Annotated in this window: 14 protein-coding genes, 2 tRNA genes and 1 pseudogene; 3 read left to right on the forward strand and 14 right to left on the reverse strand. The window is 62.7% G+C overall.

Going from position 1 to position 15,240, the window contains the following annotated elements; translation table 11 throughout:
- Positions 1 to 80 precede the first annotated feature (80 nt).
- Complete coding sequence (locus H7U20_RS22700) at positions 81 to 263, reverse strand: hypothetical protein (RefSeq protein WP_199761408.1); 183 nt, start codon at positions 261 to 263, stop codon at positions 81 to 83.
- 260 nt (positions 264 to 523) lie between these two features.
- Between H7U20_RS22700 and H7U20_RS22705 the strand changes: the two genes are divergently transcribed.
- Both H7U20_RS22705 and H7U20_RS30975 read left to right on the forward strand, forming a co-directional pair.
- Positions 524 to 1,219, forward strand: coding sequence for an ice-binding family protein (locus H7U20_RS22705; protein WP_199761409.1), 696 nt, complete (start codon positions 524 to 526; stop codon positions 1,217 to 1,219).
- Positions 1,220 to 1,274: 55 nt separating this feature from the next.
- A complete protein-coding gene (locus H7U20_RS30975) occupies positions 1,275 to 1,379 on the forward strand; it encodes a PEP-CTERM sorting domain-containing protein (protein WP_370593234.1) in 105 nt (34 codons plus the stop codon).
- Between the two features lie 77 nt (positions 1,380 to 1,456).
- Here the strand turns inward: H7U20_RS30975 and H7U20_RS22715 are convergent.
- The 6 genes from H7U20_RS22715 to H7U20_RS22740 form a co-directional block, all read right to left on the reverse strand.
- Positions 1,457 to 1,533 (reverse strand) — tRNA-Arg (locus tag H7U20_RS22715).
- Between the two features lie 76 nt (positions 1,534 to 1,609).
- Positions 1,610 to 1,686, reverse strand: a tRNA-Pro gene (locus H7U20_RS22720).
- 63 nt (positions 1,687 to 1,749) lie between these two features.
- Positions 1,750 to 3,099, reverse strand: coding sequence for a phosphoglucosamine mutase (gene glmM, locus H7U20_RS22725; protein ID WP_199761410.1), 1,350 nt, complete (start codon positions 3,097 to 3,099; stop codon positions 1,750 to 1,752).
- A 62-nt stretch (positions 3,100 to 3,161) separates the two neighbouring features.
- On the reverse strand, positions 3,162 to 4,001 hold the full coding sequence (gene folP, locus H7U20_RS22730; RefSeq protein ID WP_199761411.1) for a dihydropteroate synthase: 840 nt from the start codon (positions 3,999 to 4,001) through the stop codon (positions 3,162 to 3,164).
- 101 nt (positions 4,002 to 4,102) lie between these two features.
- Positions 4,103 to 5,983, reverse strand: coding sequence for an ATP-dependent zinc metalloprotease FtsH (ftsH, locus tag H7U20_RS22735; RefSeq protein ID WP_199761412.1), 1,881 nt, complete (start codon positions 5,981 to 5,983; stop codon positions 4,103 to 4,105).
- Positions 5,984 to 6,197: 214 nt separating this feature from the next.
- Positions 6,198 to 6,893, reverse strand: coding sequence for an RlmE family RNA methyltransferase (locus tag H7U20_RS22740; protein ID WP_199761413.1), 696 nt, complete (start codon positions 6,891 to 6,893; stop codon positions 6,198 to 6,200).
- 42 nt (positions 6,894 to 6,935) lie between these two features.
- Between H7U20_RS22740 and H7U20_RS22745 the strand changes: the two genes are divergently transcribed.
- Positions 6,936 to 7,409, forward strand: coding sequence for a YhbY family RNA-binding protein (locus H7U20_RS22745; protein ID WP_199761414.1), 474 nt, complete (start codon positions 6,936 to 6,938; stop codon positions 7,407 to 7,409).
- 103 nt (positions 7,410 to 7,512) lie between these two features.
- Here H7U20_RS22745 and H7U20_RS22750 read toward each other — a convergent pair whose 3' ends face one another.
- The 7 genes and pseudogenes from H7U20_RS22750 to H7U20_RS22780 all read right to left on the reverse strand — a co-directional run.
- Positions 7,513 to 7,956 (reverse strand): DUF4149 domain-containing protein, encoded by a 444-nt coding sequence (locus H7U20_RS22750; RefSeq protein ID WP_199761415.1) that lies wholly within the window; start codon positions 7,954 to 7,956, stop codon positions 7,513 to 7,515.
- Entirely contained in the window at positions 7,956 to 8,432 is a 477-nt protein-coding gene (gene greA / locus H7U20_RS22755; protein WP_199761416.1) for a transcription elongation factor GreA, read from the reverse strand. The genes H7U20_RS22750 and greA overlap by 1 nt, the downstream gene beginning before the upstream one ends.
- 99 nt (positions 8,433 to 8,531) lie before the next feature.
- Positions 8,532 to 11,762, reverse strand: coding sequence for a carbamoyl-phosphate synthase large subunit (gene carB / locus H7U20_RS22760; protein WP_199761417.1), 3,231 nt, complete (start codon positions 11,760 to 11,762; stop codon positions 8,532 to 8,534).
- A 1-nt stretch (position 11,763) separates the two neighbouring features.
- On the reverse strand, positions 11,764 to 12,927 hold the full coding sequence (gene carA, locus H7U20_RS22765; protein ID WP_199761418.1) for a glutamine-hydrolyzing carbamoyl-phosphate synthase small subunit: 1,164 nt from the start codon (positions 12,925 to 12,927) through the stop codon (positions 11,764 to 11,766).
- A gap of 274 nt (positions 12,928 to 13,201) precedes the next feature.
- Complete coding sequence (locus tag H7U20_RS22770) at positions 13,202 to 13,606, reverse strand: GlcG/HbpS family heme-binding protein (protein ID WP_093388572.1); 405 nt, start codon at positions 13,604 to 13,606, stop codon at positions 13,202 to 13,204.
- 71 nt (positions 13,607 to 13,677) lie between these two features.
- Positions 13,678 to 14,592 carry a patatin-like phospholipase family protein gene (locus tag H7U20_RS22775; RefSeq protein WP_199761419.1) on the reverse strand — a complete coding sequence of 305 codons (915 nt, stop codon included), beginning with the start codon at positions 14,590 to 14,592 and terminating at the stop codon, positions 13,678 to 13,680.
- A 190-nt stretch (positions 14,593 to 14,782) separates the two neighbouring features.
- Positions 14,783 to 14,974 (reverse strand): annotated as a pseudogene (locus tag H7U20_RS22780) (ATP-binding protein); the annotation flags it as partial.
- Between the last annotated feature and the right edge of the window lie 266 nt (positions 14,975 to 15,240).

A 15,240-nucleotide genomic window follows, 5' to 3' on the forward strand; every position in this document is an offset into this window, starting at 1 on the left:
GTCTACATCGCCTGGATCGACAAACGCGACATCGAGCTGGCCAAGGCGCGCAAGAAGTCCTACCGTGGCGCGGCGATTTATTACGCCGTGTCCGACGACGCCGGCGCCAGCTTCAAAGGCGACTTCAAGGTGGCCCACCACGGCCCCTCGCTGGCCTCGGCGCCGACGGCAAGCGCCATCAAACCTGGTTCGGCGTGCGCGGCGAGACCGGCGGAGTGTTCTATGGCGTCGCCGACGCCGACGGTAATTTGCGTGCGAGGCAAAAGCAATTTTTGCCCCGGCTAGGAGCGGCATTTGTGCCACCGGCGGCCGGCGGCGAACCCCGTCACTGCTTTCTGTTCAGGCAACCATTCGCGCCAGACATGCTGTAGCGTAAGCAATCTATAAATCACCACAATCGCGCTGAGCGAATTTCAGCATGCTACCCTAAATCAGCGATTGGAAATATCCGTCGTCAGTGGAATATCCCTCTTTTCAACTCAGTGCCACAACCGTGGGTAAGTTCAAGAAAGAAGAATAAAAAATGAACACGATGAAAATGACAGTTCCGCTGCTGATAGGGCTAGCCAGCGGTTTCGCACACGCTTCGAGCGCGCCATCGTTGGGTAGTGCTCAGACATATGCGGCGCTTAGTGCGTCGACCTTGACCAATACGGGGCCAACGACAATCTTGGGTGACCTTGGTGTATGGCCCGGTTCGGCCATCACTGGCATCGGCAGCATCATGCTGATCGGCACAGCGCACATAGGCGATGCGACGGCCAACCTGGCGCAAGTCGACGCGCGCAATGCCTACAATGCGCTGGCTGCCGAAGCCGTCACTGGCAACCTGTCCGGCCAGGATCTCGGCACATTGGGCGCCGCCTTGACACCCGGCGTCTACCGCTTCGATTCCTCCGCCCAGCTGACCGGGACATTGACGTTGGACGCCATGAACGACCCGCATGCGCTGTTCATTTTCCAAATTGCCAGCACGCTGACCACGGCCAGCAATGCCATGGTCAATGTCATCAACGGAAGCAGCGGCAGCGGTGTCTTCTGGCAAGTCGGCAGTTCGGCCACGCTGGGCACGGCTACTTTATTTGCCGGCAATCTTCTGGCGGACCAGAGCATTACGCTGACAACGGCCTCAAGAATTCTCTGCGGGCGGGCCATCGCCTTGGCGGGGGGCCTTGACGCTCGATACCAATACCCTTTCGAACGATTGCGGCGCGTTTAACGACACAACTGGTATATCGGACTTCGGCAGCAAAGGATATAGCGGCGTGTCGGCGGTGCCGGAGCCGACGTCGGCGGCGATGTTGTTGGCGGGCTTGGGCGCGGCAGGGTTCAAGGCCCGGCGCCGCCTGTCCCACCTTCGGCACGGGGCCTCGACTTAAGGATATTGGCGGGTGCCTGCAGGAAAAATCCAGGCGTAAAAAAGGACTCTAGATCAACTCTAAGTCCTTGATTTTATTGGCCTGCCCAACAGGAATCGAACCTGTGACCCTCAGCTTAGAAGGCTGATGCTCTATCCAACTGAGCTATGGGCAGCGAGAAAATGTCGCGGCACGAATGTGTCGCGGAAATGAAAAACGGGTTGTCAGAGACAACCCGTTTTAAAAGTTCTTGGTCGGAGTACAAGGATTCGAACCTTGGACCCCCTGGTCCCAAACCAGGTGCGCTACCGGGCTGCGCCACACTCCGAAGACAACATCATAGCCGCCGTGGCGACTTTCGTCAAGGTTCCCACCACAAATGTACTAATTACTATGCGGCGAGCGGGACCTCGACCTTGTCGGCGATGCGGCGCGCCATCGACTCGGCGTCGGCGGCGTTGCGGGCTTCGACCATCACGCGGATCAAAGGTTCCGTGCCGGAGGCACGGATCAGCACGCGGCCGCTGTCGCCCAGCTCGCGCTCGACCTGCTCCTTCTCGCTGACCATGGCGGCGTTCTTGGTCCAGTCGAAACCGGGCGCGACGCGCACATTGATCAGGGTCTGCGGGAACAGCACCAGCTCGGCGGCGCACTGCTCGAGCGACTGGCCGCTGCGCTTGAGCGCCGACAACACCTGCAAGGACGAGACGATGCCGTCGCCGGTGGTGTGCTTGTCCAGGCACAGCAGATGGCCGGAGCCCTCGCCGCCCAAGATCCAACCGCGCTCCTGCATCACTTCGAGCACGTAGCGGTCGCCCACCTTGGCGCGGGCGAAGCCGATGTTGCGCTCCTTGAAGGCCACTTCCAGCGCCATATTGGTCATCAGGGTGCCGACGGCGCCGGGCACCGGGCCGGTGGCCAGGCGGTCCATCACCATCACGTACAGCAGCTCGTCGCCGTTGTACAGGCGGCCGTTGGCGTCGCACATGATCAGGCGGTCGGCGTCGCCGTCGAGGGCGATGCCGAGGTCGGCGCCGTGGGCCAGCACGGCGGCCGACATGGCGGCCGGCGCGGTGGCGCCGAAGCCGGCGTTGATGTTGAAGCCGTCCGGCTTGTTGCCGATGGCGATGACCTCGGCGCCCAGTTCATGGAACACGTGGGGCGCGATGTTGTAGGCGGCGCCGTGGGCGCAGTCGACGACGATCTTCAGGCCGCGCAGGTCGAGCTCGTTGGGGAAGCTGCTCTTGCAAAATTCGATGTAGCGGCCCTGGGCGTCGTCCAGGCGCTTGGCGCGGCCCAGTTTTTCCGACGGCACGCAGTCCATCGGCTGCTCCAGCGCCGCTTCGATCTCCAGCTCGACGGCGTCGGGCAGCTTGGTGCCCTGGTCGGAGAAGAACTTGATGCCGTTGTCCTGGAAGGGGTTGTGCGAGGCGGAGATCACCACGCCGGCCGACAGGCGCAGCGCCCGCGTCAGGTAGGCGATGGCCGGGGTCGGCATCGGGCCGGCCAGCATCACGTCAACGCCGGCGGCGGAGAAGCCGGCCTCCAGCGCCGCCTCCAGCATGTAGCCGGAGATGCGCGTGTCCTTGCCGATCAGCACCGTCGGGCGGGCCGCGCCGGCGCGCACCTTGGCCAGCACCTTGCCGGCGGCGTAGCCCAAACGCATCACGAAGTCGGGCGTGATCGGCGCCACGCCGACCAGGCCGCGCACACCATCGGTACCAAAATATTTACGTGCCATGTTTAAACTCTCTAGAAAAAATGACTGAAGTTGACTGTGAAATGAACCGACTAGCGCTTGAATTAGTGGGCCGCGCGCCAGACCTTGAGCGCGTCGACCGTCTCCGCCACATCATGCACCCGCACGATGGCGGCGCCATGCGCTACCGCAGCCAAGGCGCCGGCCAGGCTGCCGGCCAGGCGCTGCTCGACCGGCTTGCCGGTCACCGCGCCGATCATCGACTTGCGCGACAGGCCGGCCAACAGCGGCAGGCCGAGTTCCTCGACCAGTTGGCGGCCGGCCTTGAGCAAGGCGTAATTATGCTCCACGGTCTTGCCAAAACCAAAACCGGGATCGATGCACAGGCGGCGCCGCTCGATGCCGGCGGCCGTCAGCGCCGCGACCCGCTGGCGCAGGAAGGCCAGCACCTCGGCCACCACGTCGGCGTAGGCCGGCTGCAGTTGCATGGTTTGCGGCGCGCTTTGCATGTGCATGATGCACAACGCGCAGTCGCTGTCGCGCACCGCCTCGATGGCGCCGGGCGCGCGGAAGGCGTTGATGTCGTTGACCATGTCGACGCCGGCGATGACCGCCTCGCGCATCACCTGCGGCTTATAGGTGTCGACCGAGATCGGCTTGCCACAGTCGCGCAGCGCGTACAGCACCGGCATCACGCGCGCCAGTTCCCGCTCCAGCGGCAACGGCGGCGCGCCGGGCCGGCTCGATTCGCCGCCGACGTCGATGATGTCGACGCCCTCGAGCAGCATCTGCTCGGCGTGGGAGATGGCGAACTCGAGCGACTGGTGTTGGCCGCCGTCGGAGAAGGAGTCGGGCGTGACGTTGAGGATGCCCATGACGCGGGCGCGGGCGCCCTCGCCCGCCAAGGGGAAATTGAAGCGGCCGAACTGGAATTGTGCTGGCATTAAACGTAACTTGAAGTATGGAAATAAAAGGCGGACGCCCAATGAAAAAGGGCGAGGATCTCTCCTCGCCCTTCACTGCGCCATGCTAGCGGGCGGAACGATCAGGCCGGGGCCGTCACGCTGGGCGTCACGCCCGGGCCGCCGTCGCTCGGATGCTTGCGGATGACCACGCCGGCCTTGGGCGGACGCGGCTCCTGGCCGGCCATGATGTCGTTGATCTGGTCGGCATCGATGGTTTCCCATTCCATCAGCGCCTTGGTCATCATTTCGACCTTGTCGCGGTTCTCTTCGAGCAGCTTGCGCGACAGCGCGTACTGGGTGTCGAGCATGTTGCGGATCTCGGCGTCGACCTTTTGCTGGGTCGCCTCGGAAATCGTTTTCGACGCGCCGCCGAAGAAGCCGTCGTTCTGGCTGTCCTCGTAGACCATCACGCCCATGCTGTCGGACATGCCGAAGCGGGTCACCATCGAGCGGGCCAGCTTGGTGGCGCGCGAGAAGTCGTTCGAGGCGCCGGTCGACATCTGGCCGACGAAGATTTCCTCGGCGATGCGGCCGCCGAACAGGATGGAGATCTCTTCCAGCATCTTGTCCTTGTAGCCGGACAGATTGTCGTGTTCCGGCAACTGCCAGGTCAGGCCCAGGGCCCAACCGCGCGGCATGATGGTGACTTTGTGCACCGGATCGGCCTTCGGCAGCAGCTTGGCGACGACGGCGTGGCCGGACTCGTGGTAGGCGGTGTTGCGGCGTTCTTCCTCGCGGATGATCATCGACTTGCGCTCGGGACCCATGAAGATCTTGTCCTTGGCGTCCTCGAAGTCGATCATGTCGACCAGGCGCTTGCTGCGGCGGGCGGCGAACAGGGCGGCCTCGTTGACCAGGTTGGCCAGGTCGGCGCCGGAGAAGCCGGGGGTGCCGCGGGCCAGGATGTCGGCCTTGACGTCGGTGCCGATCGGCACTTTGCGCATGTGCACGTTGAGGATCTGTTCGCGGCCGCGGATGTCCGGCAGGCCGACGGAGACCTGGCGGTCGAAGCGGCCCGGACGCAGCAGCGCCTTGTCGAGCACGTCGGCGCGGTTGGTGGCGGCGACGACGATCACGCCGGAGTTCGCCTCGAAACCGTCCATCTCGACCAGCAACTGGTTCAAGGTCTGTTCGCGTTCGTCGTTGCCGCCGCCCATGCCGGCGCCACGGTGGCGGCCGACGGCGTCGATCTCGTCGATGAAGATGATGCAAGGGGAATGCTTCTTGGCGTTCTCGAACATGTCGCGCACGCGGGAGGCGCCGACGCCGACGAACATCTCGACGAAGTCGGAACCGGAGATCGAGAAGAACGGCACCTTGGCCTCGCCGGCGATGGCGCGCGCCAGCAGCGTCTTACCGGTGCCCGGTGGGCCGACCATCAGCACGCCGCGCGGAATACGTCCGCCCAGCTTTTGGAATTTGGTGGGGTCTTTGAGGAAGTCGACCACTTCGTTGACTTCCTCCTTGGCCTCGTCGCAACCGGCGACGTCGGCGAAGGTGACGGTGTTGTTGGTCTCGTCCATCATGCGCGCCTTCGACTTGCCGAAGGAGAAAGCACCGCCCTTGCCGCCGCCCTGCATCTGACGCATGAAGAAGATCCACACGCCGATCAGCAACAGCATCGGGAACCAGGAAACGAAGACTTGTTGCAGGAACGACGGCTCCTCCGGCGGTTTGACGTCGAAACGCACGCCGCTGTCGCGCAGGTCGCCGATCAGGCCGCGATCGAGGAAGGTGGCGGTGGTGCGCACCTTGCTGTCGTCGATGCGGGTGGCGGTGATGTTGCCGCCCTCGATCAGCACTTCCTTGACGCGCTTGGCCTTGACCTCATCCAACAAGTCGGAATAAGCGATGGCCTTGGTGCCGCCCGCAATGCCATGGCTGTCAAATTGCTTGAACAGCATGAATAAAAGCAGGGCAACGACTACCCAAATGGCAGATTTGGAAAACATGTTATTCACGAAAACTCCTTGGATGCGGGGCGCATCTTGTACCGATAGCTAGAAACCCGATTTTACTCGCAATAAGCAGGCGGTGCCAGAAGCCCACCCTTGCGCGCGGCCAAAATTAGCACGGCGCGCAGCGGAAAAGGCGGTATTTTGCCGTTTTATCCATCTTGCCTGAAGCAAGATGGCGGCCAACCGCCCTTCCCTGCATGGATGTGCGGCTGTTGCCCTAGATATCAAGGGCGGAATCGTCGTCCGCCGGGCTATTTTGCAGCTTATTTTCGATCGGATGCTTGAGGCCCCGCCCAAGCAGGAAGATTTCCGACGATTTGTCGCGACTCGCCTTGGGTTTCTTCTGCACGACGATCTTGAACTCGGCGCGGAACTTCTCGACGATCTGGCTGTAGCCCATGCCGTTGAAGCATTTCACCAGCAGCGCGCCCGAGGGTTTCAGGTGCAGCTGGGAAAACTCGACGGCCAGGTCGATCAGATGCTCCATGCGCGCCGAATCGGCCGTGGCGATGCCCGACAGGTTGGGCGCCATGTCCGACAGCACCACGTCGACCTTGCGGCCGGCCAGCGCCACTTCCAGTTGACGCAGGATGCGCGCCTCGCGGAAATCGCCCTGGATGAAGTGGAAGTCGGCGATCGGTTCCATCGGCAACATGTCCAGGCCGATCAGGATGCCGTTGATGCCGCCGCCCTCCTTGCCGGCCATCTTGCGCCGGGCGTACTGCCCCCAGCTGCCGGGGGTGCAGCCAAGGTCGACGACGACCTGGCCCGGTTTGATCAGTTTCTCGTCCTCATCGATTTCCTTCAGCTTGAACGCGGCCCGGGCGCGGTAGCCCTCTTTCTGCGCCAACTTCACGTAAGGATCGTTAATGTGGTCGTGTAACCAGTTTTTGTTTAATTTGTTCTTTGCCATTCGCGTAGAATACTGCTTTTAAGGGAAACACTAAAAATTATTATGCTAAAACTTACACCCGTTGAGCGCAGCGCCTTGCGCGCTGAAGCACACGCGCTGAAGCCTATCGTCATCATTGGCGAAGCGGGCTTGACACCTGCCGTCATCAAGGAAATCGACCTCGGTCTCGACTCGCACGGACTGATCAAAGTCCGTGTGTTTGGCGACGACCGCGAGGCACGCGTCGCGATGTACGACACGATTTGCACGCAACTGGATGCAGCACCGGTACAACATATTGGCAAACTGCTGGTTCTGTACCGTCCGAAAAAAGAAGTGGTGAAAGAGAGCAAGACCCGCTCCGGCAAGGGTATGCGCGAAGTCACCATCGTCAAGCCTAGCCCGAGCGGCACCAAGCGGCCATCGGTGACCAAGGTCATGATCAAGGGTAATGAGCGGGTCACCGCCGGCGGCAACATCCGCCGTGCCAAGCCGCGCCAGGCCTCGGCCAAGAAAAGCGCCCTGGGCAGCAAGTAAGCCCGCGGTGCTTGTTTTTTGGCGACACCACGCGGTGTCGCCGGGAATCGCCATGCAGGGGTCGGATCTGAGGATCCGGCCCTTTTTTACGTCTCGATGTTATTTATTGCTTAATTACCAACCATCCCGCCAGCAGGCTCTGTACCAGGAAGATGCAGCTGGAGATGCCGTGCAACATGCCGAAGCGGCCCTTGGCGGCCGATTCCATCACCCCGGCCGGTCCCGCCGCCGCGCGCAATTCCGCCATCAGCGGCTGCAAGCCGAAATGCGAGGCCAGCGTGCAGGCCAGCATCGCCAGGACAATCAGCAACAGGGTGCGCCGCCGCGCGGCCGAGAAATCTTTCCCCAGCCACAACAGCAACAACAACGCCGCGCCGCAGGCCAGCGACAGCAGCGCCTCGACGCGGAACAGGCTGGCGGCGATCGTGCCGGCCAGCACGCGGTCGCTCAGGGTGGCGAACAGCGTGGGCGCGGCCAGATAGCCGACCGTCCACAGGCTGCCGGCCCACAAGGTGGCCAGCAGCAGCCGGGCGCGGGCGAGCAGCATCAGATGTAGCGCACTTCCAGAATCTCGTATTCGCGCGGGCCGGACGGCGCTTGCACCTCGACCACGTCGCCGGCCGACTTGCCGATCAACGCGCGGGCGATCGGCGACGTCACCGACACCTTGCTCAGTTTCAGGTCGGCCTCATCCAGGCCGACGATCTGGTAGGTCACCTTGGTGCCCGAGTCCAGGTCTTCCAGATCGACGGTCGAAGCGAACACCACGCGGCCTTCCGCGTCCAGGGTGGTCGGATCGATGATCTGGGCGGCACTCAGCTTGCCTTCCAGTTCGGCGATGCGGCCTTCGACGAAGGCCTGGCGTTCCTTGGCGGCATCGTACTCGGCGTTCTCGGACAGGTCGCCATGCGAACGCGCTTCAGCGATCGCGTCAATGACGCTGCGACGCTCCTTGGTCTTCAACTGATGCAACTCTACTTTCAAGAGTTCCGCGCCGAACTTGGTAAGTGGGACTGAAGTCATGTTTTATCTGCTATTTACTGTGTTGTTACAACGGAAAACCACAGAGGCCGCGCCATCCTACAGCGCGAGCTCTGTGGTTAAGGGGTACTGCAAAGAAGCTTAGTGTAAGGTTTTATGCAGACCTTGTAAATCATACACACGCAACTCGTCCAAATGACGGATACCCTCGACCGCCGCTTCGGCGCCGGCGATGGTCGTGTAGGTGGTCACGCGGGCCGCCAGCGACGAGGTGCGGATGGCCCGCGAGTCGGTGATGGCGCTGCGTTTTTCTTCCACGGTGTTGATCACCAGCACGATTTCGTGGTTCTTGATCATGTCGACCACGTGCGGACGGCCTTCGACCATCTTGTTGACCGGGGTGACCGGGATGCCGGCGGCGGAGATCACCGCGGCGGTGCCCTTGGTCGCCACCAGCGTGAAGCCGGCCTGCACCAGGTCGCGCGCCACCTGCACGGCGCGCGGCTTGTCCGACGCCTTGACGCTGAGGAAGACCTTGCCCGACTTCGGCAACTTCACGCCGGCGCCCAGCTGCGACTTGACGAAGGCTTCGCCGAAGGTGATGCCGACGCCCATGACTTCGCCGGTCGATTTCATTTCCGGGCCGAGGATGGTGTCGACGCCGGGGAACTTGACGAACGGGAACACCGCTTCCTTGACGCTGAAGTAAGGCGGCACCACTTCCGTGGTGATGCCCTGCGAGGCCAGGGTCTGGCCGACCATGCAACGAGCGGCGATCTTGGCCAGTTGCAAACCGGTGGCTTTCGAGACGAAAGGCACGGTGCGCGAGGCGCGCGGGTTGACTTCCAGCACGAAGACGACGTCCTTCATCGCGCCGTCGATCTCCTGCTTCTGGATGGCGAACTGGACGTTCATCAGGCCGATCACGTTCAGGCCCTTGGCCATCAGCGCGGTTTGGCGCTTCAGCTCGTCGATGGTCTCCTGCGACAGCGAGTACGGCGGCAGCGAGCAGGCCGAGTCGCCCGAGTGGACGCCGGCTTGTTCGATGTGCTCCATGACGCCGCCGATGAAGGTGGTTTCGCCGTCGGAGATGCAGTCGACGTCACACTCGATGGCGTCGTTCAGGAAGCGGTCCAGCAGCACCGGCGAATCGTGCGAGACCTTGACCGCTTCGCGCATGTAGCGCTCCAGGTCGCGTTGCTCGTGGACGATTTCCATCGCCCGGCCGCCCAGCACGTAGGATGGACGCACCACCAGCGGGTAACCGATTTCCTGCGCCAGACGCAGCGCGTCCTCTTCGGTGCGGGCGGTGCGGTTGGGCGGTTGGCGCAGGTCCAGCTTGTGCAGCAGTTGCTGGAAACGCTCGCGGTCCTCGGCGGCGTCGATCATGTCCGGCGAGGTGCCGATGATCGGCACGCCGTTCGCTTCCAGGTCCAGCGCCAGCTTCAGCGGGGTCTGGCCACCGTATTGGACGATGACGCCGACCGGTTTTTCGATGGCGACGATTTCCAGCACGTCCTCCAGGGTCAGCGATTCGAAGTACAGGCGGTCCGAGGTGTCGTAATCGGTCGACACGGTCTCCGGGTTGCAGTTGACCATGATGGTCTCGTAACCGTCCTCGCGCATCGCCAGCGCGGCGTGGACGCAGCAGTAGTCGAACTCGATACCCTGGCCGATACGGTTCGGGCCACCGCCCAGCACCATGATCTTTTTCTTGTCGCTAGGATTCGACTCGCATTCCTCGTCGTAGGTCGAGTACATGTAGGCGGTGTCGGTCGAGAACTCGGCGGCGCAGGTGTCGACCCGCTTGTACACCGGACGGATGTTCATGGCGTGGCGTTGCAGGCGCACGGCGGTGTCGGTGGTTTGCAGCAGGAAGCCCAGACGGCGGTCCGAGAAGCCTTTTTGCTTGAGCTTGTACAGCGTGGTCTTGTCCAGCTGTTCCAGCTTCTGCGTGTCCAGCCACAGTTCCAGGTCGACGATCTCTTTGATCTGGATCAGGAACCACGGATCGATATGGGTCAGCGCATGCACTTCTTCCAGCGTGAAGCCCTGGGCGAAGGCGTCGCCCACGTACCAGATGCGCTCGGGACCGGGCTCGCCCAGTTCCTCTTCGATCTTCTCGCGGTCCTTGGTCTTCTCGTTCAGGCCGTCGACGCCGACCTCCAGGCCGCGCAGGGCCTTCTGGAACGATTCCTGGAAGGTGCGGCCGATCGCCATCACCTCGCCCACCGATTTCATCTGGGTGGTCAGATGATGGTCGGCGGTGGGGAATTTCTCGAACGTGAAACGGGGGATCTTGGTGACCACGTAATCGATCGACGGTTCGAACGAGGCCGGGGTCGCGCCGCCGGTGATCTCGTTGCGCAGCTCGTCGAGCGTGAAGCCGACGGCCAGCTTGGCCGCCACCTTGGCGATCGGGAAGCCGGTCGCCTTCGAGGCCAGCGCCGACGAACGCGAGACGCGCGGATTCATCTCGATGACGATCATGCGGCCGTCTTCGGGATTGATCGAGAACTGCACGTTCGAGCCGCCGGTGTCGACGCCGATCTCGCGCAGCACCGCCAGCGAGGCGTTGCGCATGATCTGGTATTCCTTGTCGGTCAGCGTTTGCGCCGGCGCCACGGTGATCGAGTCGCCGGTGTGCACGCCCATCGGGTCCAGGTTTTCGATCGAGCAGATGATGATGCAGTTGTCCGCCTTGTCGCGCACCACTTCCATCTCGTACTCTTTCCAGCCGATCAGCGATTCTTCGATCAGCAGTTCCGAGGTCGGCGAGGCTTCCAGGCCGCGTTTGCAGATGGTCTCGAACTCTTCCTCGTTGTAGGCGATGCCGCCGCCGGTGCCGCCCATGGTGAACGACGGACGGATGATGACCGGGAAGCCCAGCGTGCGTTGCACCGCCCACGACTCGTCCATCGTGTGGGCGACGCCCGACTTGGCCGAACCCAGGCCGATCTTGGTCATCGCGTCCTTGAACTTGGAGCGGTCCTCGGCCTTGTCGATCGCTTCCGGCGAGGCGCCGATCAGTTCGACCTTGTACTTTTCCAGCACGCCGTTGTTGAACAGGTCGAGCGCGCAGTTCAGCGCGGTCTGGCCGCCCATGGTCGGCAGGATCGCGTCCGGGCGTTCCTTGGCGATGATGCGTTCCACCACCTGCCAGGTGATCGGCTCGATGTAGGTGACGTCGGCCATTTCCGGGTCGGTCATGATGGTCGCCGGATTGCTGTTGACCAGGATGACTTTATAACCCTCTTCGCGCAGGGCTTTGCAAGCCTGGGCGCCGGAATAGTCGAACTCGCAGGCCTGGCCGATAATGATCGGGCCAGCACCAATAATCAAAATACTTTTAAGGTCTGTACGTTTTGGCATCTTATTTTTTCTCCGTAGCTTCCATCAGGCCGATGAAGCGGTCAAACAGGTAAGCGACGTCAGTCGGGCCGGGCGAGGCTTCAGGGTGGCCCTGGAAGCAGAACGCCGGCCTGTCGGTGCGGGCGAAGCCCTGCAGGGAACCGTCGAACAAGGAGCTGTGGGTGACGCGGCAGTTGGCCGGCAGGGTCGCGGCGTCCACGGCGAAACCGTGGTTCTGCGAGGTGATCATCACTTTCTTGCTGTCCAGGTCCTGCACCGGGTGGTTGGCGCCGTGGTGGCCGAACTTCATTTTCAAGGTTTTCGCGCCGGAGGCCAGCGCCATGATCTGGTGACCCAGGCAGATGCCGAAGACGGGAATGCCCTTCTCGATCAGCTCCTTGGTCGCCGCGATGGCGTAGTCGCAAGGTTCCGGATCGCCGGGGCCGTTCGACAGGAAGACGCCGTCCGGGTTCAGCGCCAGCGCGTCGGCGGCCGACGACTGGGCCGGCAGCACCGTCACTTTGCAGCCGCGCTGGGCCAGCATGCGCAGGATGTTGCGCTTGACGCCGAAGTCGAAGGCGACCACGTGGAACTTGGGCTCGGCTTGTTTGCCATAGCCCTCGCCCAGCGCCCATTCGGACTCGCTCCACTCGTAGGCGGTCTTGGTCGAGACCACCTTGGCCAGGTCCATGCCGGCCAGGCCGGGGAAGGAACGGGCCAGTTCCAGCGCCTGGGCGACGGACGGCTCGTTGCCCTGGGTGCCGACCAGGATGGCGCCGCCCTGCGCACCTTTTTCGCGCAGGATGCGGGTCAGCTTGCGCGTGTCGATACCGGCGATGGCGACGATGTTCTCGGCCTTCAGGTAGTCGGCCAGCGACTGGGTGGAGCGGAAATTCGAGGCCATCAAGGGCAGATCACGGATGATCAGGCCGGCGGCGTGGACCTTCGAGGACTCGACGTCCTCGGCATTGATGCCGGTGTTGCCGATGTGCGGATACGTCAGCGTGACGATCTGGCGGCAATAGCTCGGGTCGGTAAGGATTTCCTGGTAACCGGTCATGGAGGTGTTGAACACCACCTCGCCGGTGGTGTGGCCGGCGGCACCGATGGAAAAACCTTTGAAGATGGTTCCGTCAGCGAGCGCGAGGATGGCTGGAACGGAAGGGCCAGAAAAAAATGGCGGCAAGGGCAACTCCTGATAAAGTTACCGTAGCTGCGCCACGTCAAGCCGACCGCCATGCATCCCGAGCCGTTGCGCTCAGGATTTTTTGGTCATGTGAATGAAGGGATGTGTGGTAGTCGCTACGGTATGTGTGTGATTGGCTAAACCTTTGAATTATAACCAAATCTCCCCTGTTTGGCAATGCCCGGCGGCACATAAAAAATGCCGCCCGGCGGGCCGGGGCGGCATTTTTTGCCAGTTGGACAAAGAGCGCGGCGCGCGCCCCGCCCACCGAAATTTAGTTCAGCGCGGCGATGCCGGCCTTGGCGATCTGCGCGTCTTCCGCCGATTTGACGCCGGACACGCCGACCGCGCCGACGTAATGGCCGTCGACGACGATGGGCACGCCGCCTTCGAGCATGCCTTCGATCTCGGGCGCGCTGAGGAAGGAGACGCGGCCGCCGTTGATCATCTCTTCATAGATGCGCGACTCGCGGCGACCCAGCGCGGCGGTCTTGGCCTTGGCCGGGGCGATGTGGGCCGACAGCGGCGCGGCGCCGTCCTGGCGTTGCAGCCACAGCAGGTGGCCGCCGTCGTCGACGATGGCGATCACCACGGCCCAATTGTTGGCCACGGCTTCCGCTTCGGCGGCGGCGGCGATTTTTTTGACGTCCGCGAGCGTCAATACTGGTTTGGTTTGCATGTCATTTCCCTCAAAAAAGAAGCCGAATTGTACGACTTTTACTGCGATTGTTTGTTGCGCCGGACCGGCGCCTAGGGCTTGCGCTTGGCTTCCAGCCTGGCCTTCAATTGCGGCATCACCGCGAAGGCGGCCTGCTCGCCGGCCAGGATGGCCTGGTTGCGGCCGTTGAAGTCGTTGCCGGCCATCTTGCCCAGCGCCGGCAGGATCACCACGTCGGCGTCCTTCAGCTCGAACTGGTTGATGCGCTGGCCCATGATGCTGAAGGTTTGCATGATGACGTCGAGCGAGCTGACCGTGGCCTGCACGTCGGCCTGGGTCGAGATGTTGACGGCGATGACGAAGTCGGCCCCCATGTCGCGGGCGAAGCGCACCGGCACCGGCGCCACCAGGCCGCCGTCGACATAGCTGCGGCCGCCGATGACGACCGGCTGGAACACGCCCGGCACGGCCGAGGAGGCGCGCACGGCCATGCCGGTGTTGCCGCGCTGGAAAAGGATCGGCTGGCCGCTCCTCAGGTCCGAGGCCACCGCGCCGAAGGGCAGCTTGAGCTTTTCCAGCGGCGCGTTGTTGACCGCCTTGTTGACATAGCTTTGCAGGGCCTCGCCCTTGAGCACGCCGGAACTCTTGCCGAACAGCGGCAGCGCCCAGTCGGAAATGGCGGCCTCGTCCATGTCGAAGGCGATCTTTTGCAGCTGGAAGCCGGTGTTGCCGGCCGCGTAGAGGGCGCCGACCACGCTGCCGGCGCTGGTGCCGACCACGATGTCCGGATAGATGCCCTGCGATTCGAGCGCCTTGATGACGCCGATGTGGGCGAAGCCGCGCGCGGCGCCGCCGCCCAGCGCCAGGCCGATCTTGATCTTGCGCGGCGGCGCCGGCGCGGCCACCTGGGGCGGCGCCTCCGGCACGGTGGGAACGGTCTTGCAGGCGCTGAGGGCCAGCGCGGCCAGGGTGGCGAGAGCGATGAGGGCGGTACGTCTTGGATGCATGTGGTGTTCTGGTCTGCTGTATTGGCGCAGCAGATTGTAACGTAAGTGACGCAGCCGCCACCTCAAATAGCCGTCGTAGCGCATCGGCGCACCGCCGCGCAGGCGGCAAGCCATATGCCGCGCGCAGTTTGGCGCGGCATGGGTTCCCGCTTGCGCGAGAACGACGGGTTTGCGCCGATTCGAAGCGGGCTTAATTCAGCAGCAACTCGGGTTGGCGCTGCGCGATGGCCGCCTTCGGCATGCAGACGATGAAGCTGCTGCCCTTGCCGGCCTCCGACTTGATCTGCAAGGTGCCGCCGTGGCGCAGCAGCACGTGCTTGACGATCGCCAGGCCCAGGCCGGTGCCCTGGGTTTCGCGCGAGCGGCTCTTGTCGACGCGAAAGCCGCCGCTCGAACCCACCCATCGAAGTCATGTTGAATGGCCGTCCACATATTCTCAGATAAATAAATTTTTCCAGTTACGACTGAAAGTCCTTTCTTTTTTTAATTGTGTCTTGCGGGAATTAAAAATGAAAGGTAGAAGATATTTGCTTTATTCGACATCCTCGCATATCTCAATGCCCTACATTGACGAAAACGAACTCATGCTTGGATTTTTTTAATTCATCTCTACCTCGAAATGTTTTTTTGATTTGGTTCCTCTTTCGA

Source organism: Rugamonas violacea, assembly GCF_016461825.1.
Classification (GTDB): domain Bacteria; phylum Pseudomonadota; class Gammaproteobacteria; order Burkholderiales; family Burkholderiaceae_D; genus Rugamonas.

What these genes read in the sequence shown, in the direction of transcription:
- H7U20_RS22705 (WP_199761409.1), top strand. Translation starts at nt 524, where the DNA reads ATGAACACGATGAAAATGACAGTTCCGCTGCTGATAGGGCTAGCCAGC.
- glmM (WP_199761410.1), bottom strand. Translation starts at nt 3,099, where the DNA reads ATGGCACGTAAATATTTTGGTACCGATGGTGTGCGCGGCCTGGTCGGC.
- folP (WP_199761411.1), bottom strand. Translation starts at nt 4,001, where the DNA reads ATGCCAGCACAATTCCAGTTCGGCCGCTTCAATTTCCCCTTGGCGGGC.
- H7U20_RS22740 (WP_199761413.1), bottom strand. Translation starts at nt 6,893, where the DNA reads ATGGCAAAGAACAAATTAAACAAAAACTGGTTACACGACCACATTAAC.
- H7U20_RS22745 (WP_199761414.1), top strand. Translation starts at nt 6,936, where the DNA reads ATGCTAAAACTTACACCCGTTGAGCGCAGCGCCTTGCGCGCTGAAGCA.
- H7U20_RS22750 (WP_199761415.1), bottom strand. Translation starts at nt 7,956, where the DNA reads ATGCTGCTCGCCCGCGCCCGGCTGCTGCTGGCCACCTTGTGGGCCGGC.
- greA (WP_199761416.1), bottom strand. Translation starts at nt 8,432, where the DNA reads ATGACTTCAGTCCCACTTACCAAGTTCGGCGCGGAACTCTTGAAAGTA.
- carB (WP_199761417.1), bottom strand. Translation starts at nt 11,762, where the DNA reads ATGCCAAAACGTACAGACCTTAAAAGTATTTTGATTATTGGTGCTGGC.
- H7U20_RS22770 (WP_093388572.1), bottom strand. Translation starts at nt 13,606, where the DNA reads ATGCAAACCAAACCAGTATTGACGCTCGCGGACGTCAAAAAAATCGCC.
- H7U20_RS22775 (WP_199761419.1), bottom strand. Translation starts at nt 14,592, where the DNA reads ATGCATCCAAGACGTACCGCCCTCATCGCTCTCGCCACCCTGGCCGCG.